Consider the following 26,611-nt stretch of genomic DNA (forward strand, 5'->3'; position numbering starts at 1 on the left):
GGCCATAATATAGAAGTAGTGAAAATAATTTCATTGATTCCAGCAAGGTACCAAGCCTCAAGATTTCCCGCAAAACTGATGCAAGATTTAGGCGGAAAACCGGTGATTGTCCGAACCTATAAAGCAGCGGTTGAAACAGGACTGTTTGATGAAGTCTATGTGGTAACCGATAGTAAAATAATTTATGATACCATTTCCGCTATTGGAGGCAAAGTGCTGATGAGCAAAAAAGAGCACGAAAGTGGAAGTGATAGAATTGCTGAGGCTGTGGTCGATTTGGATGTTGACATTGCAATTAATGTGCAAGGTGATGAACCTTTTATTGATGGAGAAAGTTTAAAAAAGGTCATAGAAGTCTTTAAAAATGACGAAGAAGAAGAGATAGACCTAGCTTCATTGATGACACCCATTACAGATTGGGACGAAATTGCCAATCCTAATACGGTAAAAGTAATAGTGGATAACCAAGATTTTGCACTTTACTTTTCAAGATCACCCATCCCTTATCCTAGAGATGAACAAGTAGATGCCAAATATTACAAGCATAAAGGAATCTATGCCTTTCGAAAGCGCGCCTTGCTCGATTTTCAGCGTTTGCCTATGCTTCCCTTGGAAGCCAAGGAGAAAATAGAGGCCATACGATTTTTAGAATATGGAAAGAAAATAAAAATGGTCGAAACACACGTGACCGGCATAGAAATTGATACCCCAGAAGACCTAGAACGAGCCCAAAAAGCATGGAGATAGATTTTAAGAACATAAAAGTTATAGGCTTTGACGCTGATGATACCCTATGGGTAAACGAAACCTATTTCCGAGAAACGGAGGAACGCTTCGCCGAACTTTTGGAAGGTTACGAAACCAAAAACAAAGTTGATCAGGAGCTCTTTAAGGTTGAAATGCAAAACCTTGAAACCTATGGTTATGGAATAAAAGGTTTCATGCTTTCCATGATTGAATCCGCTTTAGACCTTTCCAACAATAAAATTTCTCAAACAACTATTCTGGAAATTCTCGACTTGGGAAAAAAAATGATCCAGCATCCTGTCGAATTATTGGATGGAGTAGAGGAGGTATTGCAAAAATTACAGGATAAGTATCGGCTAATAGTCCTTACCAAAGGAGATTTACTAGATCAAGAACGTAAATTAGAAAAGTCAGGAATATCCAAGTACTTTCACCATGTGGAAGTACTCAGCGACAAAAAAGAAAATAATTATAAGAACCTACTAGACCATTTAGAGATTAATGTGGATGAGTTTTTGATGATTGGCAATTCGTTAAAATCAGATGTATTGCCTATCTTGAATATTGGGGCCAAAGCCATCCACGTTCCATTTCATACCACTTGGGTACATGAAATGGTAGAAGATGAGCATCAGGTGAATGGTCACCTGAAGTTGAACAGCTTAAAAGAAGTTCTAAAGTATTTGAACAACTAATGAAGACACAAAGCAATTTGAAAAAAGAACTTAAATCGGACAAGAATGCCCCGTACCGCAATTTCCCCATGGTACCAAGGGTGGTTTTTGGACGTGGTAGTTTTTCCCAATTGGGAGAAGTGATACTGCCCAAACGTAGAAATTCAGAAGCCCCTTTTATTTTTTTAGTGGATGACTTTTTCCAGGATACCGATATCGTAAACAAGATACCACTCATGTTTAATGATGAACTCATCTTTATCTCAGCAGATGAGGAGCCCAAAACGGAGCAAGTAGATGCTCTGGTGGCAAGAATTGGAGAAAAGTTTGAAGAATTACCATCCGGAATCGTTGGAATTGGTGGCGGAACATTATTGGATTTGGCCAAAGCGGTCGCCATAATGGCTACTAATAAGGGTAATTCCAGCGAATATCAAGGATGGGACTTAGTTCATAAACCTGCCCTCTACCACGTTGGGGTTCCAACGATAAGCGGAACTGGGGCGGAAGTTTCACGAACAACGGTATTGCTAGGGCCAGATAAGAAGTTGGGCATTAATTCGGATTTTACCACATATGACCAAGTAATTTTAGATCCGGACCTGACAAAAACAGTTCCCAAGGAACAATGGTTTTATACCGGTATGGATTGTTATATCCATTGTATTGAGTCGTTAAATGGAACCTATTTAAACGCTTTTAGCAAAAGTTATGGGGAAAAATCCCTGGAACTGTGTATGGATGTTTTCTTAAAAGATATTCCTGAAGATGAATCAAGAGATAAATTGATGATGGCTTCTTGGCATGGGGGTATGAGCATTGCATACTCGCAGGTTGGTGTTGCACATGCCATGAGTTATGGTCTCTCATACCTGTTAGGCATAAAACATGGTTTGGGCAATTGTTTGGTATTTCAGCATCTGGATAAGTTCTACCCTGAAGGAGTGCGATTTTTTAAAAAAATGATGCGAAAACAGCAAATACAGCTCCCAACAGGAATTTGCTCCAATCTAACACAAAACGATTTTGATATCCTCATAAACGTTGCCTTTAGTATGGATGCCTTATGGGAAAATGCCCTGGGAAGTGATTGGAAAAATAAGGTTACACCCGATTGTTTGCAGGAAATCTATATGAAAATATAGTAATAAGGGCTCTGCAAATTTATTAACCCCGATTACATGCATAAACTAGCAAAGTTTTTATACTTCAAAGTGTTGGGCTGGAAACTTTTGGGCACTTTTCCCGATTTGGATAAATGTATAATAATTGTGGTACCGCACACCCATTGGATGGATTTCTTTTTGGGACTTTTGGTTAGAAAAGTCATAAATAAGGAAATGAATTATATCGCAAAAAAGAGTCTTTTTAAACCTCCTTTCGGTTGGTTTTTTCGGTGGACGGGAGGAGCACCCATAGATCGTGCCAAGAATTCGAATACTGTTGATAGCGTGGCACAAATTTTTAAGGAACGAAAGGTATTCCGGTTTGCTTTGGCACCCGAAGGCACTCGCAAAAAAGTTACAGCGTTAAAAACAGGTTTTTACCATATTTCAAAAAAGGCCGAAGTGCCTATTGTAATGGCAGCTTTTGATTTTGGAAGAAAACAGGTCAAAATATCCGAACCTAAGTTTCCAACAGATGATGTTCAGAAAGACTTCAAAGAGATTAGAATGTTTTTCAAGGGCGTGCAAGGCAAAGTGCCGGAATACAGTTATTAGGTTTTATTCAACTTTTTTTCCGGCTTAGGTTTTTCAACTTTTTTGGAATTTCCAGGAAAAACCAAATTGGTACTGGAATATGAATTCCCGAAAGTTATTGCAGCCGCATAAACTTGCTGAATGGCATCAATTACCTGAGGTTCTGAAAGCTCTTTTAAAGGATGAGTATAAACGGACCAAATAATTTCATCACTTAGGGCATACTTTACATCCAAAGCCGAATGAAAGTTGGCCACTAGCGCATTTAAAAGTTCTTCCTCTCCCAGTTTTTCCCTTTCAACAATTGGCGAAATAATACGCATTCGATTCGCGTTTTCATCGAAAATGCATATCAGCATGGCATCATTAAATAAAAATTGATATTGGTTGCCATTAGTCTTGACCGTATCGGCTTCTTGCTCAATAATTTCATAAAGCTTGGCCGCGGTCATTTCCTGAGCTTGAATTGAGCCAAGAAAGAACAAGAAAATTCCGGAAATTAATATACGCATGATGGGAAGTTTAATTATTGGTCGCCAGGTTCTCCAATCCTTTACAAATACCAATGATAGTTTTAAAACTAAGAATAAATTAAGTGATTGATACCATCGACAAATTGATATTTGGAAAATATCAGAAAATCGAGAATAGCTTTCATACTGTAACAGTTTGATTTTTAGTGTATCATTAACTATACAACTAAAAACCACGTGATGAACAAATTACCCTTCCCTTATCCGTTCCGATTATATTTTTCCACTTTAATGGGCTGTCTTTTCTTATCCTCATGTCAAAACACTAAAAAAGACAATATAATCATAACAGAAGACGCCATCGCCTATGCCTTACCTATGAATGAGATTATGCTTGATGGTGATTTGGCGGAATGGCCAGATGATATGCCCAAATATCCTATCAAAAATGCCGAACTGGGAAAAACACCTAAGAACGAGGAAGATTTTCAGGGTGACTTTAAAATAGGATACAATGTGGAGAAAAATGAGATTTATATAGCCATGGAAATCTCAGATGAGTCTTTGGTTACTGAATCCGCGGATAGGTCATTTTGGGACAATCAAGACGGTCTTGAGTTGTATATTAATGAGAAAAGCTTAAAATCTGGTTCGCCGGTGACCCAATATAGCGAATACGGGGATAGCAGAAATGCCTATGGTGCAAGAACAACTTGGGACAATGTCGAGATGGTAAAACATGTTACTGAGAATGGTAAAACTGTTGAGTGGAAGGTAAAACTAGAAAAGAAAATTGAAGAGGGGATGTCATTAGGGATTGATTTAGTCGCAATTGATAAAGATAGCGACGAAAGTTTTACATGGCTCTCTTGGGGAAGAGGAATGCAAAAAGTATCGAATCCCGATAGGTTAGGGAATTTGATTTTTGTGGCTAATGCCACTGAAATTGGTTTGGTAAAAGGAAAGGTGGATACCAGTGGATTTCATTCAAAACCAATACCTGTAAGTATTAGGATAAACAGTTTGGAAAATGAAAAAATGTGGGTCCAGACCGTCGCTGATTCCTTGGGAAATTTTTCCGTCCCCCTTCCCTTGGGAGACTATCAACTTGAGGTCCCCACCAAGGTTGTAGAAGTTGATTACAGATTCAATAGGATGGCTCCAACAGAGCCCATACCTTTTACTTTAAGAAAAGATGGACATGACCCACTTCCAACAATAAAAGTCAAGATGCTTCCAGAACCTGATGTGATTCCAGTAAGGGGTCTCCTTCATGATTTTGATGATGATGCTAAAAAACAGGTCGACCAAATAATTGCAGAATATCAAGAATTTTATAATATCCCAGGTGTTTCATTGGCCCTGATCAAGGATGGTCAAATAGCTTACCACAAAACGTATGGAGTGAAGAATTCAGAAACCAAAGAGCTGGTAAATGAAAACACGTTGTTCGAAGCCGCTTCAATCACTAAACCGGTTTTTGCCTTTGTGGTTTTGAGGTTGGCAGATCGTAATCTGATTGGCTTAGATAAGCCATTGCACAAATATCTTCCTTTTGAACAACTTGAAAAATATCAAGAGTATAAGAAAATGACGGCAAGGCATGTTTTAATTCACCGTACAGGTTTACCCAATTGGGGAATTGATATGATTGCTGAACCGGGAGAAAAATATGGCTATTCAGGTGAGGGCTTTGAATACCTTAAACGTGTTGTTGTTGAAATTAGGGGAAAGCCTATTGAACAAATTTTGGAAGAAGAACTTCTTGAACCCAATGGCCTCTACCATATGGAATTTAGTGACAGTGAGGCATTGCGTGAGGTGGTATCTGATGGTCATTTTGGAGGACACCCTACCAATTGGGGTATTCCCCAAGAAGCAGGTATGGCTTTTAGCATGCACACGGAGTCCAAGGCTTTTTCAAAATACGCTCTTACCATATTGGAAAGAAAAGGGTTGAAACCAAATACATACAAAGAGTTTTTAAAGATTCATACAGAATCAAATTCGGAGTTTTGGAATTATCAAGATAAACCAGAAGGAGCAGGACTGGGAATTTTTATTCGTAAGACAGATTACGGTGACACCTTTTTCCACGGCGGTAACAATGGTGATTTTAAATGTCAATTTGAAATATATGACAAACTAAAGATGGGCTATATCATTTATACAAATTCAGATACGGGAAGCGAACTTACAATGGATGGTTGGCAGATTTTTGTTGAAGGAAAGAAGAAAGAAGACTGACCCAGTTGAAAAACTATTCTTTCATGGTGTGATAAACCTGTTGTACATCATCATCCTCTTCAATCTTCTCGAGTAACTTTTCAACATCCGCTATTTGTTCTTCATTAAGTTCCTTGGTTACCTGTGGTATACGCTCAAAGCCAGAAGAAATGATTTCAATTTCTCGGGATTCCAACTCTTTTTGAATGGATCCAAAACTTTCAAATGATGCATAAATATGGATGCCATCTTCATCAACAAAAACCTCTTCGGCACCAAAATCAATCATTTCCAATTCCAGTTCCTCTGGATCCATACCTTCTCCATTAATTGCAAAGTTGCAGGTATGGTCAAACATAAATTCTACCGAACCTGAAGTGCCCAAACTACCGTTACATTTGTTAAAATAACTTCGAATGTTCGCAACAGTTCTAGTGTTGTTGTCCGTGGCGGTCTCAATCAAAATAGCAATACCGTGGGGCGCATATCCTTCAAAAAGCACTTCCTTAAAATCCCCTTGGCTTTTGTCCGAAGCTCTTTTTATAGCCCGTTCAATGTTGTCCTTGGGCATATTCACAGCTTTGGCATTTTGAATTACCGCACGCAAACGCGAGTTGGAATCTGGATCCGGACCACCCTCTTTGACGGCGATAACGATATCCTTTCCAATTCTTGTAAATGCCTTGGACATTGCTGACCAACGCTTCATCTTACGTGCTTTTCTAAATTCGAATGCTCTTCCCATGAATTTTTCTTGATTATGGACGAGGACAAATTTAGCAAAAAAAGCCCCTTTGGCAAGTTGAAAATATAAGACGTCGGTTAGTTATTCCCAACAATGTTTTCGATGCTTTTAGCGAGGTTAAAGTCGTATTGAGTGATACCACCCGCATCATGGGTGTTTAGTTTTACGGTCAGTTGATTATAGACATTTTCCCAATTGGGATGATGGTTTTGTTGTTCGGCTTCAAAGGCAATGCGAGTCATTATCGAAAATGCTTCCTTAAAATCCTTAAAGACAAAAGATTTGCAGATACTACCATTTTCATAAGTCCATCCATCCAAATGTTCAAGTTGATGTTCTATTTGAGAGAGGTCTAGTTTTTCCATTTTTTATTTGAACTTTATTAACGGTCTAATATATGTCGTTATGGGAAAATTACTGGGGACTTTTCCGCAGTTGTACGAAGTTAACTAATCAGACCGTATTTTCTTCTGTACTCTGCGGGGGTAAGCTTGTTGTATTTTTTGAAATTGTTGTAAAAAACAGAAAGGCTATTGAAACCACTCTCAAAGGCAATGGCCTCAATACTTAAATTAGTACTGTTAATGTCGTTGAGTAACAGCAGCGAATATTCAATTCGAAAATGGTTTAGTAATTCAGGAAAACTTTTGTTTTCAAAATTATTCAGGGCCATGGACAATGTGTGCTTGTTGGTTCCCATTTCCTCGGCCAGAATAGATATGGAAAGATCATTTTTGGTAAACAACCTGTCTTTTTTTAAAATGATTATAGTATTTTTTGCCAGGTTTTTAAGTTCTGTATTTCCCAGCACTAAAGTATTGGCCGACTTTACAATAAAACCATAATCCCTCATGGCAATCAACGCAATACCAAAAAAAACAAGTACCTCACCGAATGTAATAACCACGTAAAGGAATTTATCCTTAACCAATGCCTGAAGAACAAACCCTATCCAAATAAAAATCATGGAAATCGTCAACCTGTATACCCATTTTTTCTTTTTATTTTGTCCTGGATGGTTAGACCCGTTGCCTTGGTATAAAACCCAAATACCCCTAACAAAATATATCAACATATGTCCTAAACTAGATACGTAAATAAATAGTAGCACACGATGCTTCAATGTAAACGGGCTATTATGTGTGAGCCATGGTATAACCATTAACACTAAAAGCATAGGCGCAAAATGCAAGTAATTGATTTTAATCTTTACCAAAATTGCATTGATGTAAAACCAATACAATGGGCCAATTGCCAACATTCCCACAATACCTATCGATGTTAACGTGCTTGAGTACTCAGGAAAGAGAATATATATAACAGATTTGGCAATTCTTAACGCAAAGGCTAGCAAAATGAAAGCCAATATATATCTAATAGCCCGATACTTCCGATTTCTTTTATCCATAAATAGGAATAGGGCAAAAAATATGGAAAGCCCCAATAACAGGGAACTGGCCATAACCATTAAATGTGTGTGATCCATATGGATGATTTCTATAAAAGTAATTTCCTCATTTGAAATTCTATTTCATGATTTGCAAATCAGGAAGGAGAACCTCATTAAAATTATCAAATTTGATGGTATGAATGATATGCTTATGAAACAGTTTCGGTTTTTAATTTTATTGGTTTTGATGATTCCCGTGGAACATATTTGTTCCCAGGAAAAATCCGTGGAAGTTGTGGTGCAGGAATTCATTGAAAATATGGGTGGAGAAGAACTCTGGAAAACAACCAATTTTCTTTACTTAAAAGAAAAAATGTGGACCAAACAAGCAGACCCAATAGATATGGAGGTTTGGTTGGATTTAACCATTGCAAAATCAAAGATTAAGCTTAAAAATAGAACTTTTGATAGGGTAAGGGCATTTACCGCCCATGGAGGTTGGGGCAGGCTTGAAAATGGTAGACAATATGAATTTGATTCAATGAGATTGAAACAGGAAATAGCCAACTGGAAAAGAAATATATATACCATCTGTCGAAGAATAGCACTTGAAAAAGATGAACTGACCTTTAATCTAATGCCAAATAATATTATAGAAATCTATGAAGATAGTAACGTACTCTTGTGCATTGTTGAGTTGAACAGCAATAGCAATCCCATCAAATGGAACATGAAAAGTATATATGGCGAGGAAATAACAATCCATGGACCGTTAAGTACTTTCGGAAGGTTCAAATTACCAAAGTGGAGTACCTCTGAAGATGGTCATTGGCAGTTTGAGTATGTGGAGGTAAAAGGGTTTAAAATTGCTCCCGATATCTCCTTTCAGTCAGAAAATCAGTAATTCTAAAGAATGACTTTATGAAGAAAATTTTGGGCATATTAATCGGAATACTAATTTATTCGCATGCGCATGGTCAAGAAACAAGCACGCATAGACCAGAGCGAATTGATAAACTTATGAAGGCTGTTGGTGACGAGAATTCATGGCGTATGGCCAAGGGCTTTCATATGTTGGAAATAACCAACGTCAGTAGTCATAAATTACCTTTGGTAAGAGATTTTTGGATTGATTTTGAGCAACCAAGAATTAAGATTATTACCAGGAGTATTGGAGAAAATAATGAAAGAGTTTTAAATATTAACAACGGTTGGACCTTAGAGGGTAATACCTTAACCGAATGGGAAGAGAAAACGGTAAATGGCTTCCGTTCTTTCTGGCCAGGAATTCCAACTAGGATTTTTCATCTCATAGCCTCCAATGACCCGAGTCTCAGTTATGATTTAAATGAGGATAGAATCGATTTTTATGTTGATGGAAGGTTTGCAGTATGGATTGCTACGGATTCTAATGGAAATCCAGTGGCTTATGGTCGGTCCAATAATCATGCGGAAACGCATTTTCTTGGTGAAATGACAGATTATGGCCCTATCAGATTATGGAAAGAAGCCTTTGAGCCTGGAGGCGAATGGAGCGTACTTATGGTGGACTACAGGCTTCTAAAAAGTCTATCCGATATATCGTATGAATCGCAAGAAAATTAAATGGTCATACAATGTTTCCCCAAATACATATGATTAGAACTTTGTTTTTGATATTGTTAATCTTTTGCTCCATCAGTACTTGCCAAAAAACCAACGAATTCCATCACATTTTACTTTACACATGGTCGGAAAATGTTGGAGGTCAAAAAAAGGAAGCTTTCCTTAAGATATTTGAAGAGTTACCCTCTGCCATTGAAGGTCTAGAAAAGGTAAGAATCGCCGAGATTGAGAACTCTTCAGGGGATTACGATTTTGTAATTGACCTAACATTCTCATCCAACAGAATTTTAAAGCATTATCAGAGTCATCCAAACCATCAAAAAATTGAACATTTGGCAAACGAGGTTATCCAAGATTATTCATATTTTCAATACAGTATGAAATAATGATTGTTCAAAAAGTTTAATCTACAACAATATGGTGGTCAATAATATCCTGGGATTTGACTCTTAAATTTTTCGGCAGTTTATTGTGTTTGGGAAGAGCTGCTAGATAACGGTCTTCGTTCGTGGTAAAAACACGCTTAAGTATGGGGTGATAATTCCCCATGCGTTTGATGACCTCTTTAATAAATTCTTCGTGCTGAATCAAATCTTTGCTTCCCAAATGGAAAATACCCGTTTTGTTTCTGTTGATGAGGTAATGGATTTGTTGGGTCAGTCTGTCATCATTGGTCACATTAATAATCAAGTTGGGAAATACTTCAATAGGTTGATTAGTATCCAGTAGCTCCTTTATTTCTTTGATTCTGGGAGAGGTGTTGCCAAAGACCATAGGAACCCTAAGAATTGCCATTTTTTCTTTTGGCAATCGCATCATCATGTTTTCTATCTTGATTTTTAATCGACCATAAACACTTTCAGAAAGCGTTTTGTCAAACTCATAAGAAGGATATTTGCTATAGGCGTCAAACACATTTGCTGAAGAGATAAAGTAAAACCGGGCATCATTTTTTCCTAGGTACTCCATCAGATGTTGGTGGGCCTGTACCTGAGCGCCAAAATCACCTCGAAGGGTTGATATAATAAAATCGGGCTTTATACTGTCCAACAATCTAACGATGTCATCTTCACGCATATCATACCTGAAAAACTGTCCGTTATCGCTATAAATCGTACTATGGCAATAGGTGCCGTAGGTGTTGAAATAATTACATAGCTCTTTGTAGATTGCGTTTCCTATAAATCCGCTGGCTCCTAGAATAAGTATCTTCTTTTTCTTTTCCAAACATTAAAATATTGACAACCCTGTAATGGTTGTGAGTTTTTCCAGGGCCATCATACCAAGCTTGGAATTTCCTTTATCATTAAGTCCAGGTGACCACGTAGCCACACAAAATTCATTGGGTAGCAAAGCTACAATTCCACCACCAACACCACTTTTGCCTGGAAGTCCAACTTCAAACGCAAATTCACCGGCTTCGTCATAAAAACCACATGTAAGCATTATGGCATTGATACGTTTCACTTTGGATAAATCGAGATAGTTATTGTTTTGAAGGCAATTGCCCCGATTCATAAAAATGTAAAAAACTTTGACCAATTGTTCGCATGACATGCTCAACGAACAACAATGGAAATAAAAATCCAATACGGTTTCAACCTCATTTTCAAGATTATTGAAGGATTTTATCAGGTTGGCGGCCGCATAGTTTCGAAATCCTGTTTTTCTTTCCGACAGCGCAACACTTTCATCGAAGTCTATGGAATTGTCCCCGGCAATTTTTCTAACATATTCCAGAAAGTCGGTTTTAGGATTGACCAGATTTGATATCAAAACATCGGAAACCACAATTGCCCCTGCGTTGATCAAAGGGTTTCTTGGAATCCCATTTTCCATTTCCAAAAGGGACAGGTGATTGAATGGGTCGCCTGACGGTTCCACACCGACCCGTTCCCATATCTTCTCACCTAAAATGGAATACGCCATAGAAAGTGATAATACTTTGGAAATACTCTGAATGGAAAACTTTTCTCCTGAATCCCCAACATTATAAGCTTCTCCTTCCTTGTCCAAAATTGATATTCCAAATTTATTGGAATCTATACAAGACAACTCGGGAATATAGCTTGCCACTTTGCCTTTATCCGCTTGCTTGGTCACTTCTTGGGCAATGGAGCTAAGGATGGATGAGAAATCTGGCATTATTTTTTGTAAAAGGGCAATTTGATTATGGTAGCTGGAACCTGATTCTTTCGAATTTGAATGTAGACTTTACTTTCAACTTTGGTATGGTCAATATTTACATATCCCAATCCGATTCCTTTAGAAAGCGAAGGCGACATGGTTCCTGATGTTACCTTTCCAATTTCCATTCCATTTGCATCAACAATAGAATACCCCTGTCTTGGAATTCCTTTTTCATCCAATTGAAATGCTACTAGTTTGGTTGAGGGACCTTCTTCCTTTTCTTTAGCTAAAGCTTCACTGTTGACAAACTCCTTGGTAAACTTTGTCACCCATCCTAATCCAGCAGCGAAAGGGGAGGTGGTGTCGTCAATATCATTCCCGTAAAGGCAATAACCCATTTCTAAACGAAGCGTGTCGCGAGCAGCCAATCCAATTGGTTTTATTCCAAAACCAGCTCCCGCCTCTAGAACCTTGTCCCAAACTTGTTTTACTTCGTCATTTTTGCAATAGATTTCAAATCCGCCTGAACCCGTATATCCCGTAGCAGAGATAATGACATGTTCAATCCCAGCAAAATCTCCTACAACGAAATTATAGAACTTGATTTCTGATAGATTTACGGAACTAAGCGATTGCATCGCCTCCACGGCTTTTGGACCCTGGATGGCAAGAAGGGAATAATCTTCGGATAAGTCTTTCAGTTCAGCCTCAATGGTTTCATTATATTTAGAAATATGATTCCAATCCTTTTCAATATTGGAGGCATTCACAACCAATAAATAAGTTTCTTCCTTTACACGATATACGATAAGATCATCTACAATACCACCTGTTTCATTTGGAAAATAACCGTACTGGGCTTTGCCCACCGTAAGTTTAGAAGCATCGTTTGAAGTCACTTTTTGAATAAGTTCCAATGCATTAGGACCTTCCACCAAGAATTCACCCATATGGGACACATCAAAAACCCCAACCGCATTTCTGACAGTTTCATGTTCAATATTGACTCCTTCATAGGAAACAGGCATATTATAACCAGCAAAGGGAACCATTTTTGCACCCAACGCAATATGGGTATTGCTCAAGGCAGTAGATTTCATAATTATCAATTTATGGGGATAAATTTATTGAATTCGCAATAGCTCTTGCTACATTTCGCCCATTGTTTTCAACAAACTTTTGTGAATTCTGTCCTAACCTTCCAATAGATAGGTTTTTAGCTCTTCGTAGGTTGAAATCTTAATGGATTTCTTTTCACCACCCATCACTTTCTGAATTTGTGAGGGAATCTCAGGTGATATTTCCAATGTCTCCTGAACAATATCCAAGAATTTAACCGGATGGGCAGTTTCCAAGAAAATGCCATAGGTATTGGGATTTGATTTTTGATATTCCTTCAATCCAAGATAGCCTACTGCTCCATGTGGGTCGAGCACATAACCAGATTCGGCATGAACTTTTTTCATTGCTGCCCTAGTGGTTTCATCAGTGAACGAATATGACGAAAGATGTTGCTTTAACCCTTCAAAATCATCTTGGTATAAATGCCTAATCCTAATAAAATTACTTGGGTCACCTACGTCCATGGCATTGGATATGGTTGCTTTGGAAGGTATGGGTCGATAAACTCCATTTTCCATAAATTTTGGAACTACATCATTTATGTTGGTGGATGCTACAAAATGTTTAACCGGCATACCCAATTTCTGGGCAACTATTCCCGCACAGATATTTCCAAAGTTTCCAGAGGGAACAGAGAAAACAATTTCTTTTCCTTTGGATTTTGCTTGTTTGTAGGCAAATAAAAAATAGAACAATTGTGGTAACCAACGCGCAATGTTGATGCTATTGGCAGAGGTAAGTTTTTTGTGATCCGTGATTTCAGCATCCAAGAAAGCGGTTTTCACCATTCGCTGGCAATCATCAAAAGTTCCGTTGACCTCCATGGCCACAATGTTTTGACCCAAGGTGGTCAATTGTTTCTCTTGAATATCGCTTACTTTTCCGCTAGGGTATAGGATAACAACATTAACACCTTCAACCCCTAAAAATCCGTTTGCCACAGCTCCACCGGTATCTCCAGATGTAGCCACGAGAACAGTGACATTGGAATCTTTGTCTGTTGAAAAATAACCCAAACAATTGGCCATGAACCTGGCGCCTACATCTTTAAAAGCCATGGTAGGCCCATGAAAAAGTTCTAGGGTTGCAACATTCTCTGCTATCTCAACCACTGGGAACTCAAAATCAAGGATGTCTTCAATGATTTTTTTCAGGATGGTATCTGGGATATCATTTTTAACGAATTGATGAATGGCATTAAAAGCAATCTCATGATTGGAAAGGCTTATAATATTGTCAAAGAATTCCTTTTGTAAGGGTTCAATTTTTTCAGGAAAATATAGCCCTTTGTCTGGTGCAATTCCTGCAACTACAGCTTCTTTGAACGACGCTTGTAAGTCTGAGTTGTTTAGACTGTAAAAGTTCATAGGTTAGGTTAATCGTTTTACCCCTTGGGTGTTTACTTTGGAAATATGAATATCAAAAGGAATTCCGATGTTTTGATACGTCTCGTGCATGGCATCGGCAACTTTTTGAGCTATAGCTTCACCCTTGCTCAATGCAAATATGGATGGACCAGAACCCGATATGCCACTTCCTAATGCACCGGCCTTCGTGGCATTTGATTTTATGTCATCAAAACCGGGAATCAATATAGAGCGAATAGGTTCAACAATATGATCTTCAAGCGACCGGCCAATTAAATCATAATCTGATTGAAAAAGCCCAGCTACAAGCCCACCCATATTACCCCATTGTTTGATACCCTTTTCCAAGGTAATAGTGGTTTTCAATATTTTTCTGGAGTCGGATGTTTTTACCTCTATCTGTGGATGTATTACAGTTGCAAAAAGCTCATTTGGAGTTGGTAGTGGGATAATGTCCAAAGGCTCATAACTCCTAACCAAAGTAAAACCGCCATAAATTGCTGGAGCAACATTGTCGGCATGGGCTACATCGCTGGCCAATTTTTCTCCTTGCATGGCAAATTGAACCAGTTCCAATTTTGAAAATGGTTGGTCTAACAGTTCATTCATAGCCCAAACTGCACCTGCTGAGCTGGCTGCACTGCTACCTATACCACTACCGGGTTTAATATTTTTATAAATTTCTATTTCGAAACCTCCATCAAAGCCACTTTTTTCCAACAGTGCCATTCCGGCAACTCCAGCAACATTTTTTGAAGTTTCCAATGGGAGGTTTTGCCCTACAATTTTTGAAATTGTAACTCCTTTTGTATCCGTTTTTCGGACAATCATTTCATCCCCGACAGACTCCAAGGCCAATCCGAGTACATCAAATCCACAAGAAACGTTGGCGATAGTGGCTGGACAGAAAACTTTTATTTCTTGCATACTAGAAGTTTCCAATTCTAATTATATCAGCAAAGATACCAGAAGCGGTGACATTGGCTCCTGCTCCTGCTCCTTTTATAATCATTGGTTGATTGGGGTAGCGCTCAGTATAAAACAAAACGATATTATCGCTTCCCTCTAGATTATAAAAGTCGTGTCCCTTGGGAATTTTTTGAAGCCCAACTTTAGCCTTGCCATGTTCAAATTGAGCTACATATTTTAGTTTCCTATCGGAATCATTGGCTTCTTTATACATTTTTTGAAAGTCAGATTCAAATTTTACTAACGAATTGAAGAAGGCCTCGTTGGAATTGGTCTCTAAACTTTCTTCGGGCAGGAAGGGCTCATTTTCAATTTGATCTATGTCCAATTTGTTCCCACTTTCCCTAGCCAAAATCAGAATTTTTCTCATGACATCAATACCACTCAAATCGATGGTTGGGTCGGGCTCGGTATATCCTTCTTCTTGGGCCTGTTTTACAACATCATGAAATGTGACTGAATCATCAAAATTATTGAAGACGAAGTTCAAACTTCCCGATAACACAGCTTGAATTTTATTAACCTTATCTCCCGACGCTATTAAATGCTTTAAAGTGTCAATTATGGGAAGTCCTGCGCCTACATTGGTTTCAAATAGAAATGGTGCATTGTATTGTTTGGCCAATTGCTTCAAGTCCTTGTAGTAATCATAATCAGATGAGCAGGCAATTTTATTACAGGTGACTACGGAGATGCTATTCTTTAAATAGTTGCGATAGCTTTGGGCGACTTCTTCGCTTGCCGTGTTGTCTACAAATACACTGTTACGATAGTTAAGTTCTTTTATAGTATCAAAGAATGTTTGCTTATCTGCTTTCTGCCCATTTGATAAGGCTTCTTCCCAATTTTCTAAGTCTATTCCATCATCTTCAAAGGCCATGGTCCTTGAATTACTGATTCCAATGACTCTTAGGTTGAGTTTTAATTCTTCCCTCAAATAGGCTTTTTGTTGTTGGATCTGTCCCAAGAACTTTGAACCAACATTTCCAACTCCCATGACAAAAAGATTGAGTTGTTTGATGTTTTCCTCAAAGAATCGCTCATGGAGTGAATTCAGAGCTTTTTTAACATCTACTTTCTTGATGACGGCGGAAATGTTTCGTTCTGAAGCTCCTTGTGCAATCGCCCTAATGTTTACATTGTTTTTGCCCAATGTGCTGAACATTTTTCCACTTAAACCTTGATGACTTTTCATATTATCACCAACTAAAGCGATTATGGCCAAGTCTTTTTCAACAATAACAGGTTGTATCTTATTTGCGCTTATTTCGTATACAAAAGCTTCGTTCACCGCGCTGACCGCTTTTTCAACATCTTCATCTGAAATACCAACGCAAATGGAATGCTCTGACGACGCTTGAGTAATCAATACAACACTAATATTCTCCAACGATAATGTTTCGAAAAATCTTTTGGAAATCCCTGGAATACCAATCATTCCAGGACCCTCTAGGGAAAGTAAGCTAATACCACCCACATGACTGATGCCCCTCACGGTTTTTCCATTGCCGTTATCGCTTTTGGCTATTCGTGTCCCCGAATCATCAGGAGCAAAGGTATTTTTGATTACAATAGGTATTTCCTTATTTAAGACAGGTTCTATAGTTGGAGGATAAAGTACTTTAGCTCCAAAATGGGAAAGTTCCATAGCTTCTTCGTAGCTAATATTTTCTACGCACTTGGCTTGTTTTACCATTCTAGGATTTGCTGTGAACATACCACTTACATCGGTCCAAATCTCCAATACCTCGGCATTTTGGGCAGCTGCAACAATGGCAGCAGTATAATCTGAACCTCCACGTCCCAGGGTGGTGGAATTCCCATTTTGACTGGATGCTACAAATCCCGGTAGGACAGTTATTTTATGTACAACTCCCTTAAAATAGGTGTTGCAATTCTTGTTTGTTGCATCAAAATTGACGCTAGCCTTTCCAAAGTTGTCATCAGTAATGACAAGCTCTCGGCTATCTTTCAACTCTGCATTCAATCCTTCAGCCTTGAAAAATTCGCTGATGATATAGGCGGAAAGCAGTTCGCCATAACTTACAATTTTATCGGATAGTTTTGGTGTCAACTCCCCAATTAGAAATGAGCCTTCCAATAGTGTCTCAAGGGTATTGAGGTCACTCTTAACCTGACTAAGGATGCCACTTTGTTTTTGAACCGGGATCAGCTCTTTAATGCCTGAGATATGTCTTTCTTCAATTTCTTCCAATCCTTTTTTATAGGCTAAATTTTGACTCGAAGCCAAACCAGAGGTATTTAAGAGGAGGTCGGTGATTCCACCAAAAGCGGAAACTACTACTGCAACTTTATCGGCATCTATGTTTTCAATTATAGATTTGACCCTATTTATATTTTCAGGATTGGCTACTGAAGTACCACCAAACTTTAAGACTTTCATGATTAGATTATGTTGTAAAATGTTGAAAACGATTTAAATGAAACGGACGGAAATAAAAAGTAGACTACCCCAAAGGGGTTGTAATGGTCAAAGTGAAGATGGATGAAGAAACTTTCATCTGAAAAGAATTGATATCCGCTTGATTAAATTGCATAGTACAATATTCAAGGTCAAAAGTAGTACTTTTGGGTACTTCATCAAATGATTCTAAAATTTTTACGAAATCAGTAGTAATTGTTAATTTTTGTTATTGAATGAAAATTTTTACCGCAGAGCAGATATATCAAGCTGATAAATTCACAATATCCAAACAACAGATTTCCAGTGATGAGCTTATGGAGAGGGCAGCACTTAAGTTGTTCGAATGGATGCATTCCAGATTACAAGGGGCTCAAGTAACCATCCATCTTTTTTGTGGTATCGGGAATAATGGGGGTGATGGAATAGCTTTAGCTCGGCATCTTCAGGAGCACTCCTATAATGTCAATGTGCATGTTGTCAATTATAGCGAGAAGCGTTCTAAGGATTTTCTCTTAAATCTTGAACGGTTAAAGGACAGAAAAATATGGCCTGAGTTTATCAATTCGGAAACTTGTTTACCTGAGATTACACCAAATGATATTATTGTAGATGCCATTTTTGGGATTGGGCTGAATCGCCAACCGGATATATGGGTTGGTAATTTGATAAAGCATATTAATGCTTCTTCTGCCTTTGTGCTATCTGTCGATATTCCTTCCGGTTTGCCCATGGATAAAAAACCTTGGAACCCTGATTATGTTATTGAAGCAAGTTATGTGTTAAGCTTTCAAGCTCCTAAGCTAGTTTTTTTTCTACCTGAAACAGGTGTGTATATCAATCAATGGGAAGTTCTTGATATTGGTTTGGACCAAGAATTTATGGCAACCACCAAAACTCAGTTTGAGCTGATTGGGAAACCCACGGTTTTGGAAATGTACCGACCCAGACTTAAGTTTTCACACAAGGGAACTTATGGACACTCTTTGATAGTTGGTGGAAGCTATGGGAAAATAGGTGCAGTACAGTTAGCTGGCAGGGCCTGTTTAACTACTGGAAGCGGTTTGGTAACGGCATTTGTGCCAGAGTGTGGATATCAATCCCTGCAGACCGCAGCTCCTGAACTTATGGTTTTGACGGATGATGAGGATGATTGGATTTCACAAATCGAAATTCCTTTTACGCCATCTGTAGTTGGAGTAGGTATGGGTATGGGAACGGGTGAAGAAACTAGCAAAGCCTTCGGTGAGTTGCTTAAGAAGACATCGACTCCAATGGTCATAGATGCGGATGGATTGAACATCTTGGCTAAAACTCCAGATTTATTAAAGGACATTCCTGAACAATCGGTGCTTACACCACATCCTAAAGAATTGGAGCGATTAGTGGGCACGTGGGAAGACGATTTTGAAAAGCTGGAAAAGGCCCAAACATTTGCTGGTAAACACAATTGCATACTTTTAATCAAAGGTGCACATACCATAATTGTTGATGGGGAGATGGCTTATATTAATACTTCCGGCAATCCTGGTTTAGCTACCGCAGGAAGTGGAGATGTGCTTACCGGGATGATTACCGGATTAATAGCGCAAGGATATATGCCCTTACAGAGCGCCTTGTTTGGGGTTTATCTGCATGGATTTGCAGGAGATATTGAAGCTTCGAAAGTGGGTTATGAGGCGGTAAATGCTTTGGGAATAATCAATACTATTGGTGCTGCTTATATGGAACTGCTCCGACCTCCAGAAAGAACAGAGGTGAAAAATGGTGAGTCTTAAATCTTATTTTTCTTTTGACTGCTTTTTAGTCTTTTTTTGACCCAAGCCAAAGCATTATCATATTCAATAAAGAACTCCATGTTTTTCTTGTAGAACAGCTTCTCTATTTTGAAATTGTGCATATCTATTTCCTTTTTGGAAACAATAGCAAAAGCTTTAAGGTTTTTCATTCCTCGCAAATAGTTATATACTGTAGGGTCTACAGCATACGAATTCTTGCGAAGACTTATGTAACCAAAATCTTTCTCTCTAAAATGTATTTCTGATATTCCAATAATCTGATATGTGCGCTCTAAAGTTACCGTGGCTCCCTCGTCAAAAGTGGCAACCATATAATCCTCAAAGACCTGAACAATTCCAATGTCTAACTGGTATTCGCGTACAACAACAGCTTTCCTAGTAGAAGCAAATTTCATTCCCCCAAATAATTATAGTGTCTCAAAACGAAAGTATACCGAAAGCCCAAGGAGGAGAAAAATAAACGATTAAAGGCGTAAATATCATATGTATGGTAAAATAAAGCACAAAAAAAGCCGGCTATCAGCCGGCTCTGGTACATATTTAACCACTTTAACCATCAGCCTTTGGTGATTTCTCAGGCTTTTTTATGGTTATGATTAGCTCTTCCTTTTTCTCATTTAAATCAATGAAAATACTATCACCTTCATCAAGTTTGGAATTTACAATTTCCTCTGCAAGGGCATCCTCAATATATTTTTGGATAGCTCTCTTTAAAGGTCTTGCACCATATTGTTTATCAAACCCTTTGTCCGCGATGTAATCTTTTGCTTTATCGGATAGTTTAAGATCATACCCAATATCCTTGATTCGCTTGTAAAGCTTGTTCAATTCAATGTCTATGATTTGATGAATATCTTCTCGTTCCAACGAATTGAATACTACAACATCGTCTATCCTGTTCAAAAATTCGGGAGCGAAAGCCTTTTTCAATGCGTTTTCTATTACACTTTTTTGGTGACTGTCCGCTTGAGCCTTTTTGGCAGAAGTACCGAATCCTACTCCTTGACCGAAATCTTTCAATTGTCTTGCACCAATATTCGAGGTCATAATAATGATAGTATTCCTAAAATCTATTTTCCTGCCAAGACTGTCTGTCAAAAAGCCATCATCCAAAACCTGGAGTAGCATATTGAATACATCTGGATGCGCTTTTTCTACCTCATCCAAAAGAATCACCGAATAGGGTTTACGACGCACTTTTTCAGTAAGCTGCCCTCCTTCTTCGTAACCTACATATCCCGGAGGTGCACCGACTAATCTAGAAATCGCGAATTTTTCCATGTATTCACTCATGTCAATTCGGATAAGGGCATCTTCAGAATCAAACAGTTCTTTAGCCAAAATTTTGGCCAGTTGCGTTTTTCCAACACCAGTTTGACCCAAGAATATAAAAGAACCAATAGGTTTGTTGGGATCTTTAAGTCCTGCACGGTTTCTTTGAATGGCCTTGGCCACTTTTGCAACAGCTTCATCTTGGCCGATTACAAATCCCTTGATCAGATCGGGGAGTTCTGCCAGCTTGTTGCTCTCTGTTTGCGCAATTCTGTTCACCGGAATTCCGCTCATCATGGAGACTACATCTGCAACATTATCCTCAGAAACTGTTTCCCGGTTCAGTTTACTGTCTTCTTCCCACCTTTCTTGAGCAGAAGCCAATTCTTTTTCCAGACGCTTTTCATCATCACGTAGTTTCGCAGCTTCTTCATATTTCTGCTTTTTTACTACGCTATTTTTTAACTCACGAACATCTTCCAATTGACCTTCAAGCTCTAAAATCTGTTTAGGAACATCCATATTTACGATATGTACTCTGGAGCCTGCCTCATCCAAGGCATCAATAGCTTTGTCTGGCAAAAATCTATCTGTCATATACCGATTTGTCAACTTAACACATGCTTTGATAGCATCATCAGTATACATAACGTTATGGTGATCTTCGTACTTACCTTTGATATTCATTAGAATCTCAATGGTCTCTTCAACGGTTGTGGGTTCAACAATTACCTTTTGAAAACGACGTTCCAAAGCACCGTCTTTTTCAATATATTGACGGTATTCATCTAAGGTAGTTGCTCCTATACATTGAATTTCGCCCCTTGCCAATGCAGGTTTGAACATATTGGAAGCATCCAAACTTCCTGTAGCGCCACCAGCACCTACAATGGTATGGATTTCATCTATAAAAAGAATAATATCATCATTCTTTTCAAGCTCGTTCATCACGGCTTTCATACGCTCTTCAAACTGACCACGATATTTAGTGCCCGCAACAAGTGAGGCTAAATCCAGGGTCACAACGCGTTTATTATATAAAATCCTTGAAACTTTCTTATTAATGATTCTTAGGGCTAAACCTTCAGCAATGGCACTTTTACCAACTCCAGGTTCTCCAATAAGTAGAGGATTATTCTTTTTACGTCTGCTCAATATCTGAGAAACACGTTCAATTTCTTTTTCCCTGCCTACAACGGGGTCAAGTTTGTTTTCTTCAGCCAAACGAGTTAGATCACGTCCAAAATTATCCAATACAGGTGTTTTGGATTTTTTACTTCCTTTTTGGGAAGAGCCAGAACCGAAAGTGCTCTCTTTGGAATCACCGGTATCTTCCGGGTCACTGGGGAACGAAGATTCTGCTTGTGGAGAATCCATATAATCATCGTCGCTTGTAATCATTGACTTGAATTGTTCCTTGACATTATCGTAATCTACTTTTAGTTTGTGTAAAAGTTTTGTAGTAGGGTCGTTTTCGTTTCTTAATATACACAGCAGTAGGTGTGCAGTGTTAATCGAAGAACTCTGAAAGAGTTTGGCCTCCAAGAACGTAGTTTTAAGTGCACGCTCTGCTTGTCTTGTCAGATGTAGATTCTTTTTGTCTTTTTGGATTGTTCCAGTATTTGGATTGGCCGGGCTAAGAATTTCTACTTTTCTTCTCAAGTGGTCCAAATCTACATCCAAAGCATCGAGGATGTTGATGGCTTTACCGTTGCCATCTCGTAAAAGGCCTAGCATTAAATGTTCCGTTCCTATAAAATCATGACCTAATCTTAAGGCTTCTTCTTTACTATATGCTATAACGTCTTTTACTCTTGGGGAAAAATTATCGTCCATACACTACCTTTTCAGCAATTAAAATTAATAAAAGTATCATTACCGTAGTCAAATACCATACCTATAATCGATAAACTTGTTGTTAAAGTCGAAATAAAACGCATTTTTGATTGAGTTTAACAAAGTTTTATCAGCAATCTATCTTTAAAATATGCTGTTGATAATTTTTTTAATAAAGTAGAGCGCAACTGTTTTGAAAGGTACGATTTTGCGTATATTGCCATGATAATTTAACCGCAAAAAACAATAAGATTTTAGCATGGCTGAAGGAGAAAAGTTAATTCCTATCAACATTGAAGATGAGATGAAATCTGCCTACATTGATTATTCAATGTCGGTCATTGTGTCACGTGCCCTGCCAGATGTCAGGGACGGTCTTAAACCTGTTCACAGAAGAGTACTTTTTGGGATGCATGAACTGGGTGTAAGATCAGGCAGTGCGCACAAAAAATCTGCTCGTATTGTTGGGGAGGTTTTGGGTAAATACCACCCACATGGTGATACCTCGGTATATGATGCGATGGTGCGTATGGCTCAAGAATGGAGCCTCAGATACATGTTGGTAGATGGTCAAGGTAACTTTGGGTCCGTAGATGGTGATAGCCCTGCGGCAATGCGTTACACGGAGGCAAGAATGCGTAAAATAGCTGACGAGATGTTGGCAGATATCGATAAGGATACTGTAGACCATCAGCTAAACTTTGATGATTCTTTGCAAGAACCTACAGTTCTCCCAACCAGGGTGCCAGCTTTGTTGGTGAATGGAGCTTCGGGAATCGCAGTAGGGATGGCCACCAATATGCCGCCGCATAACCTTTCGGAAGTGGTAGATGGCACTATTGCCTACATCGATAACAACGATATAGAGATTGACGAGCTCATCACACACATAAAGGCACCAGACTTTCCTACTGGTGGTATCATATATGGTTATGATGGTGTTAAAGAAGCCTTCCATACTGGTAGAGGTAGAGTTGTTATGCGTGCTAAGGCAACTTTTGAAGAAGTACAAGGACGAGAGTGCATTGTGGTAACCGAGATTCCATATCAGGTGAACAAAGCCGATATGATCAAGAAAACAGCTGATCTTGTCAATGATAAAAAGATTGAAGGAATCTCAACAATACGCGATGAATCCGATAGAAAGGGAATGCGTATTGTTTATATTTTAAAAAGAGATGCGATTCCGAATATAGTGTTGAACATGCTTTATAAGTATACAGCGCTACAATCTTCCTTTAGTGTCAACAATATTGCACTGGTTAATGGCCGACCTCGGTTACTTAATCTAAAGGAGATTATCCACTATTTTGTGGAGCACAGACATGAAGTGGTTGTTCGTAGAACAAAGTTTGAACTTAAAAAAGCAGAAGATAGGGCCCATATATTGGAGGGACTTATCATCGCTTCTGATAATATAGATGAGGTTATTGCCTTGATTCGGGCGTCTTCTAATGTGGATGAAGCCAGAAACGGTTTGATGGAACGGTTTAAATTGACCGAAGTTCAAGCCAAGGCCATCGTAGAAATGCGTTTAAGACAGCTTACTGGATTAGAGCAGGACAAGCTTCGCGCTGAATACGATGAATTGCTTAAGACCATTGAAGACCTGAAGGATATTCTTGAAAAGAAAGATCGTAGAATGCAAATCATCAAAGATGAGCTTCTAGAAGTCAAGGAGAAATATGGAGATGAAAGAAGGTCCGAGATAAACTTTGCCGGAGGTGACTTAAGTATCGAAGATATGATTCCAGATGAGCAGGTGGTAATTACCATCTCTCATGCTGGTTATATCAAAAGAACACCTTTGACCGAGTATAAAACCCAAAATAGGGGTGGTGTCGGACAAAAAGCTTCTTCAACTCGAAATGAGGATTTCTTAGAACATCTTTTTGTTGGGACAAACCACCAATATATGTTGTTCTTTACCCAAAAAGGAAAATGTTTTTGGATGAGGGTTTATGAAATTCCAGAAGGTAGTAGAACATCCAAAGGAAGAGCTATCCAAAACCTAATCAATATTGATCCACAAGATAAGGTGAAGGCATTTATATGCACTCAGGACCTTAAGGATGAAGATTATGTTAATACACATTATGTGATAATGGCTACCAAAAAGGGTACAGTGAAAAAGACCTCTTTGGAACAATACTCCAGACCACGCCAAAATGGTATTAACGCTATCACCATACGAGAAGAAGATGAATTGCTTGAAGCAAAATTGACCACAGGAACAAGTGAGATATTCCTGGGCCTAAAATCAGGTAAAGCTATTCGTTTTGAAGAAAGCAAGACACGCCCTATGGGAAGGAATGCTTCTGGTGTTAGGGGTATTACCTTGGCCAATGACAAGGATGAGGTAATTGGAATGGTCTCTGTACACAATTTTGAAGATGATATCTTGGTTGTTTCAGAAAATGGGTATGGAAAACGCTCAACAATTGACGATTATCGAGTAACCAATAGAGGCGGAAAAGGTGTAAAAACTATTTCTATCACAGACAAGACAGGTGGTCTTGTGGCTATCAAGAGTGTTTCCGATACCGATGATTTGATGATTATCAATAAATCTGGAATTGCCATTAGGATGAGTGTAGAGGATCTTCGTGTGATGGGAAGGGCCACTCAAGGTGTACGTCTTATCAATTTAAAGGATAAAGATTCCATAGCCGCTGTAGCAAAAGTAATGAAAGATGAGGATGCAGTAGAGGAAGCCGATATACTTAATATAGAGGTCAATGGAGAAGATGGCACGGCAATTGATAATGATACCGACGAAAAGAATAACGATAAAGAATAATCATAAACACTAATAATTACATTTAAAAATGAAGACTAAAGTTTTAATGCTATTAGCAATAGGGATTTCTACAATAGGATTTTCCCAAAAAGCTGAAATCAAGGCTGCAGAAAAAGCACTTAAAGGTGGAGATACTGCTAGCGCCAAAGCTTCAGTAGATAGCGCCGCTTCCTTGATTGATGGTGCTGACGCAAAAACCCAAGCACAGTATTTTGCTTTAAAGGGCAATGTTTATGCAGATTTGGCTAAAAAAGGAGATGCAACAGCATTCCAGCCGGCGATTGATGCTTTCAAAAAAGTGATTTCTGTTGAAGAAGCCACTGGTAAGGTCAAGTATACTGCAGTTGCTACACAAAGCCTTGCGCAAATGACCTCTGACTTGATCAATGCCGCTGTTGAAGACAATAACAACAAGAAGTTTGATGAAGCAGCAGATAAATTGTATTTGGGATATCAATTGAGCCCTCAGGACACCATTTATCTGTATTACGCCGCAAGTAGTGCTGTCAATGGACAGAACTACGAGAAATCATTGACCTACTACAATGAGTTGAAGGACATAGGTTATGACGGAAGTGACGTTACTTACACTGCCGTTAATATTGAAACTGGCGAGGTTGATACTATGGACAAAAATACAAGAGACCTCTATGTAAAAGCTGGAACCCACAAAGACCCAAAAGAAGAAAAAAGCCCTTCTAAAAAAGCGGAAATTGTTAAGAATATAGCATTGATATATCAGCAATTGGGTGATAATGACAAAGCATTGGCAGCATATTCAGATGCCAGAGCAGTTGATCCAAATGATGTAAATCTTGTACTTGGTCAAGCTAACTTGCATTACGCAATGGGAGACAAAGATAAGTTTAAGGTATTGATGTCAGAGGCCTCTGATATGGCACCGGACAATGCAGATTTGTTGTACAATATTGGTGTAATTAATATGGAGCAAGGAAACTTGGAAGATGCTAGAGAAGCTTACCGCAAGACTTTAGCTGTAGATCCAGGTTATATCAATGCCCTTTTGAACCTTTCTACTACGTTTGTAAATGAAGGAAATGGTCTTATTGATGAAATGAACACCCTTGGTAGTTCAAGAGCTGATATCGCCAGATATGATGAGCTTAAGAAACAAAAAGATGATTTGTTTTTAGAAGGAGCCAAAGTTTTGGAAGATGCTTTGAAAACCAATCCTGATAACCAAGGAGTGCTTTCACAGCTTAAAAATATATACGGAGCTTTAGGAGATACCGATAATTTTATGCGTGTTAAAAAGCTATTGGGAGAATAATCAGTTAATTTTCTCAGACAAAAAAGCCCCATAAAATGGGGCT

At 38.6% G+C, this 26,611-nt stretch carries 23 protein-coding genes; 11 read left to right on the forward strand and 12 right to left on the reverse strand.

The window, feature by feature from the left end; genetic code table 11:
* The first annotated feature begins 18 nt into the window (after positions 1-18).
* From kdsB to ACOKFG_RS09265, 4 genes are read left to right on the forward strand one after another with little or no spacing between them, the layout of a single operon-like run.
* Complete coding sequence (kdsB, locus tag ACOKFG_RS09250; protein ID WP_299172212.1) at positions 19-747, forward strand: 3-deoxy-manno-octulosonate cytidylyltransferase; 729 nt, start codon at positions 19-21, stop codon at positions 745-747.
* Positions 738-1,442, forward strand: a complete 705-nt coding sequence (locus ACOKFG_RS09255; RefSeq protein WP_298793640.1) for an HAD family hydrolase — start codon at positions 738-740, stop codon at positions 1,440-1,442. The genes kdsB and ACOKFG_RS09255 overlap by 10 nt, the downstream gene beginning before the upstream one ends.
* Entirely contained in the window at positions 1,442-2,566 is a 1,125-nt protein-coding gene (locus ACOKFG_RS09260; protein WP_298793641.1) for an iron-containing alcohol dehydrogenase family protein, read from the forward strand. The genes ACOKFG_RS09255 and ACOKFG_RS09260 overlap by 1 nt, the downstream gene beginning before the upstream one ends.
* A 36-nt stretch (positions 2,567-2,602) precedes the next feature.
* Positions 2,603-3,142, forward strand: coding sequence for a 1-acyl-sn-glycerol-3-phosphate acyltransferase (locus ACOKFG_RS09265; RefSeq protein ID WP_299484784.1), 540 nt, complete (start codon positions 2,603-2,605; stop codon positions 3,140-3,142).
* Here the strand turns inward: ACOKFG_RS09265 and ACOKFG_RS09270 are convergent.
* On the reverse strand, positions 3,139-3,633 hold the full coding sequence (locus tag ACOKFG_RS09270; RefSeq protein WP_298793643.1) for a hypothetical protein: 495 nt from the start codon (positions 3,631-3,633) through the stop codon (positions 3,139-3,141). The genes ACOKFG_RS09265 and ACOKFG_RS09270 overlap by 4 nt on opposite strands.
* Positions 3,634-3,834: 201 nt before the next feature.
* Between ACOKFG_RS09270 and ACOKFG_RS09275 the strand changes: the two genes are divergently transcribed.
* The gene (locus ACOKFG_RS09275) at positions 3,835-5,841 is read left to right on the forward strand and encodes a serine hydrolase (protein WP_422861113.1); all 2,007 of its coding nucleotides are present in this window, start codon (positions 3,835-3,837) and stop codon (positions 5,839-5,841) included.
* Positions 5,842-5,854: 13 nt separating this feature from the next.
* On the opposite strand, the gene ACOKFG_RS09280 is transcribed toward ACOKFG_RS09275, so the two are convergent.
* From ACOKFG_RS09280 to ACOKFG_RS09290, 3 genes are all read right to left on the reverse strand, one after another.
* The gene (locus ACOKFG_RS09280) at positions 5,855-6,565 is read right to left on the reverse strand and encodes a YebC/PmpR family DNA-binding transcriptional regulator (protein WP_298793645.1); all 711 of its coding nucleotides are present in this window, start codon (positions 6,563-6,565) and stop codon (positions 5,855-5,857) included.
* A 77-nt stretch (positions 6,566-6,642) separates the two neighbouring features.
* Positions 6,643-6,930 (reverse strand): 4a-hydroxytetrahydrobiopterin dehydratase, encoded by a 288-nt coding sequence (locus ACOKFG_RS09285; RefSeq protein ID WP_422861114.1) that lies wholly within the window; start codon positions 6,928-6,930, stop codon positions 6,643-6,645.
* Between the two features lie 80 nt (positions 6,931-7,010).
* Positions 7,011-8,051 carry a helix-turn-helix domain-containing protein gene (locus ACOKFG_RS09290; protein WP_422861115.1) on the reverse strand — a complete coding sequence of 347 codons (1,041 nt, stop codon included), beginning with the start codon at positions 8,049-8,051 and terminating at the stop codon, positions 7,011-7,013.
* A 100-nt stretch (positions 8,052-8,151) separates the two neighbouring features.
* Between ACOKFG_RS09290 and ACOKFG_RS09295 the strand changes: the two genes are divergently transcribed.
* Genes ACOKFG_RS09295 through ACOKFG_RS09305 form a run of 3 tightly spaced genes read left to right on the forward strand, consistent with a single transcriptional unit; the run spans position 8,152 to position 9,946 of the window.
* Positions 8,152-8,859 (forward strand): hypothetical protein, encoded by a 708-nt coding sequence (locus tag ACOKFG_RS09295; protein ID WP_422861116.1) that lies wholly within the window; start codon positions 8,152-8,154, stop codon positions 8,857-8,859.
* 17 nt (positions 8,860-8,876) lie between these two features.
* Entirely contained in the window at positions 8,877-9,560 is a 684-nt protein-coding gene (locus tag ACOKFG_RS09300) for a hypothetical protein (RefSeq protein ID WP_422861117.1), read from the forward strand.
* Between the two features lie 11 nt (positions 9,561-9,571).
* The gene (locus ACOKFG_RS09305) at positions 9,572-9,946 is read left to right on the forward strand and encodes a Dabb family protein (protein ID WP_422861118.1); all 375 of its coding nucleotides are present in this window, start codon (positions 9,572-9,574) and stop codon (positions 9,944-9,946) included.
* A 16-nt stretch (positions 9,947-9,962) separates the two neighbouring features.
* On the opposite strand, the gene ACOKFG_RS09310 is transcribed toward ACOKFG_RS09305, so the two are convergent.
* The 6 genes from ACOKFG_RS09310 to thrA all read right to left on the reverse strand — a co-directional run bounded on the left by ACOKFG_RS09310 (position 9,963) and on the right by thrA (position 17,552).
* On the reverse strand, positions 9,963-10,787 hold the full coding sequence (locus tag ACOKFG_RS09310) for a sugar nucleotide-binding protein (RefSeq protein WP_422861119.1): 825 nt from the start codon (positions 10,785-10,787) through the stop codon (positions 9,963-9,965).
* Positions 10,788-10,790: 3 nt separating this feature from the next.
* Positions 10,791-11,705 carry a glutaminase gene (locus ACOKFG_RS09315; RefSeq protein ID WP_422861120.1) on the reverse strand — a complete coding sequence of 305 codons (915 nt, stop codon included), beginning with the start codon at positions 11,703-11,705 and terminating at the stop codon, positions 10,791-10,793.
* Positions 11,705-12,790, reverse strand: a complete 1,086-nt coding sequence (gene gcvT, locus ACOKFG_RS09320) for a glycine cleavage system aminomethyltransferase GcvT (protein ID WP_422861121.1) — start codon at positions 12,788-12,790, stop codon at positions 11,705-11,707. Before gcvT ends, ACOKFG_RS09315 begins: the two co-directional genes overlap by 1 nt.
* 93 nt (positions 12,791-12,883) lie before the next feature.
* Positions 12,884-14,179, reverse strand: coding sequence for a threonine synthase (gene thrC, locus ACOKFG_RS09325; RefSeq protein WP_299484792.1), 1,296 nt, complete (start codon positions 14,177-14,179; stop codon positions 12,884-12,886).
* Between the two features lie 3 nt (positions 14,180-14,182).
* Complete coding sequence (locus ACOKFG_RS09330) at positions 14,183-15,106, reverse strand: homoserine kinase (protein ID WP_299484794.1); 924 nt, start codon at positions 15,104-15,106, stop codon at positions 14,183-14,185.
* Between the two features lies 1 nt (position 15,107).
* A complete protein-coding gene (gene thrA, locus ACOKFG_RS09335; RefSeq protein ID WP_298793652.1) occupies positions 15,108-17,552 on the reverse strand; it encodes a bifunctional aspartate kinase/homoserine dehydrogenase I in 2,445 nt (814 codons plus the stop codon).
* A gap of 254 nt (positions 17,553-17,806) precedes the next feature.
* On the opposite strand from thrA, the gene ACOKFG_RS09340 reads away from it, so the two are divergent.
* Positions 17,807-19,348, forward strand: a complete 1,542-nt coding sequence (locus ACOKFG_RS09340) for an NAD(P)H-hydrate dehydratase (RefSeq protein WP_299484796.1) — start codon at positions 17,807-17,809, stop codon at positions 19,346-19,348.
* On the opposite strand, the gene ACOKFG_RS09345 is transcribed toward ACOKFG_RS09340, so the two are convergent.
* Both ACOKFG_RS09345 and ACOKFG_RS09350 read right to left on the reverse strand, forming a co-directional pair.
* Complete coding sequence (locus tag ACOKFG_RS09345; protein ID WP_298793654.1) at positions 19,345-19,764, reverse strand: STAS/SEC14 domain-containing protein; 420 nt, start codon at positions 19,762-19,764, stop codon at positions 19,345-19,347. The two genes, ACOKFG_RS09340 and ACOKFG_RS09345, sit on opposite strands and share 4 nt — an antisense overlap.
* Positions 19,765-19,918: 154 nt before the next feature.
* Positions 19,919-22,477 carry an ATP-dependent Clp protease ATP-binding subunit gene (locus ACOKFG_RS09350; RefSeq protein ID WP_298793655.1) on the reverse strand — a complete coding sequence of 853 codons (2,559 nt, stop codon included), beginning with the start codon at positions 22,475-22,477 and terminating at the stop codon, positions 19,919-19,921.
* Between the two features lie 259 nt (positions 22,478-22,736).
* On the opposite strand from ACOKFG_RS09350, the gene gyrA reads away from it, so the two are divergent.
* Complete coding sequence (gene gyrA / locus ACOKFG_RS09355) at positions 22,737-25,277, forward strand: DNA gyrase subunit A (protein WP_298793656.1); 2,541 nt, start codon at positions 22,737-22,739, stop codon at positions 25,275-25,277.
* Positions 25,278-25,305: 28 nt separating this feature from the next.
* On the forward strand, positions 25,306-26,568 hold the full coding sequence (locus tag ACOKFG_RS09360) for a tetratricopeptide repeat protein (protein ID WP_299172253.1): 1,263 nt from the start codon (positions 25,306-25,308) through the stop codon (positions 26,566-26,568).
* The last annotated feature ends 43 nt before the right edge of the window (positions 26,569-26,611 follow it).

Origin of the sequence: Flagellimonas rhodophyticola (genome assembly GCF_049332665.1) — a bacterium.
In the GTDB taxonomy this organism is placed as follows: domain Bacteria; phylum Bacteroidota; class Bacteroidia; order Flavobacteriales; family Flavobacteriaceae; genus Flagellimonas.

Excerpts from the sequence above, each read along its gene's own strand:
- ACOKFG_RS09255 (WP_298793640.1), top strand. The coding sequence starts at position 738 with ATGGAGATAGATTTTAAGAACATAAAAGTTATAGGCTTTGACGCTGAT.
- ACOKFG_RS09260 (WP_298793641.1), top strand. The coding sequence starts at position 1,442 with ATGAAGACACAAAGCAATTTGAAAAAAGAACTTAAATCGGACAAGAAT.
- ACOKFG_RS09265 (WP_299484784.1), top strand. The coding sequence starts at position 2,603 with ATGCATAAACTAGCAAAGTTTTTATACTTCAAAGTGTTGGGCTGGAAA.
- ACOKFG_RS09270 (WP_298793643.1), bottom strand. The coding sequence starts at position 3,633 with ATGCGTATATTAATTTCCGGAATTTTCTTGTTCTTTCTTGGCTCAATT.
- ACOKFG_RS09275 (WP_422861113.1), top strand. The coding sequence starts at position 3,835 with ATGAACAAATTACCCTTCCCTTATCCGTTCCGATTATATTTTTCCACT.
- ACOKFG_RS09280 (WP_298793645.1), bottom strand. The coding sequence starts at position 6,565 with ATGGGAAGAGCATTCGAATTTAGAAAAGCACGTAAGATGAAGCGTTGG.
- ACOKFG_RS09285 (WP_422861114.1), bottom strand. The coding sequence starts at position 6,930 with ATGGAAAAACTAGACCTCTCTCAAATAGAACATCAACTTGAACATTTG.
- ACOKFG_RS09290 (WP_422861115.1), bottom strand. The coding sequence starts at position 8,051 with ATGGATCACACACATTTAATGGTTATGGCCAGTTCCCTGTTATTGGGG.
- ACOKFG_RS09295 (WP_422861116.1), top strand. The coding sequence starts at position 8,152 with ATGAATGATATGCTTATGAAACAGTTTCGGTTTTTAATTTTATTGGTT.
- ACOKFG_RS09300 (WP_422861117.1), top strand. The coding sequence starts at position 8,877 with ATGAAGAAAATTTTGGGCATATTAATCGGAATACTAATTTATTCGCAT.
- ACOKFG_RS09305 (WP_422861118.1), top strand. The coding sequence starts at position 9,572 with ATGTTTCCCCAAATACATATGATTAGAACTTTGTTTTTGATATTGTTA.
- ACOKFG_RS09315 (WP_422861120.1), bottom strand. The coding sequence starts at position 11,705 with ATGCCAGATTTCTCATCCATCCTTAGCTCCATTGCCCAAGAAGTGACC.
- gcvT (WP_422861121.1), bottom strand. The coding sequence starts at position 12,790 with ATGAAATCTACTGCCTTGAGCAATACCCATATTGCGTTGGGTGCAAAA.
- thrC (WP_299484792.1), bottom strand. The coding sequence starts at position 14,179 with ATGAACTTTTACAGTCTAAACAACTCAGACTTACAAGCGTCGTTCAAA.
- ACOKFG_RS09330 (WP_299484794.1), bottom strand. The coding sequence starts at position 15,106 with ATGCAAGAAATAAAAGTTTTCTGTCCAGCCACTATCGCCAACGTTTCT.
- thrA (WP_298793652.1), bottom strand. The coding sequence starts at position 17,552 with ATGAAAGTCTTAAAGTTTGGTGGTACTTCAGTAGCCAATCCTGAAAAT.
- ACOKFG_RS09340 (WP_299484796.1), top strand. The coding sequence starts at position 17,807 with ATGAAAATTTTTACCGCAGAGCAGATATATCAAGCTGATAAATTCACA.
- ACOKFG_RS09345 (WP_298793654.1), bottom strand. The coding sequence starts at position 19,764 with ATGAAATTTGCTTCTACTAGGAAAGCTGTTGTTGTACGCGAATACCAG.
- ACOKFG_RS09350 (WP_298793655.1), bottom strand. The coding sequence starts at position 22,477 with ATGGACGATAATTTTTCCCCAAGAGTAAAAGACGTTATAGCATATAGT.
- gyrA (WP_298793656.1), top strand. The coding sequence starts at position 22,737 with ATGGCTGAAGGAGAAAAGTTAATTCCTATCAACATTGAAGATGAGATG.
- ACOKFG_RS09360 (WP_299172253.1), top strand. The coding sequence starts at position 25,306 with ATGAAGACTAAAGTTTTAATGCTATTAGCAATAGGGATTTCTACAATA.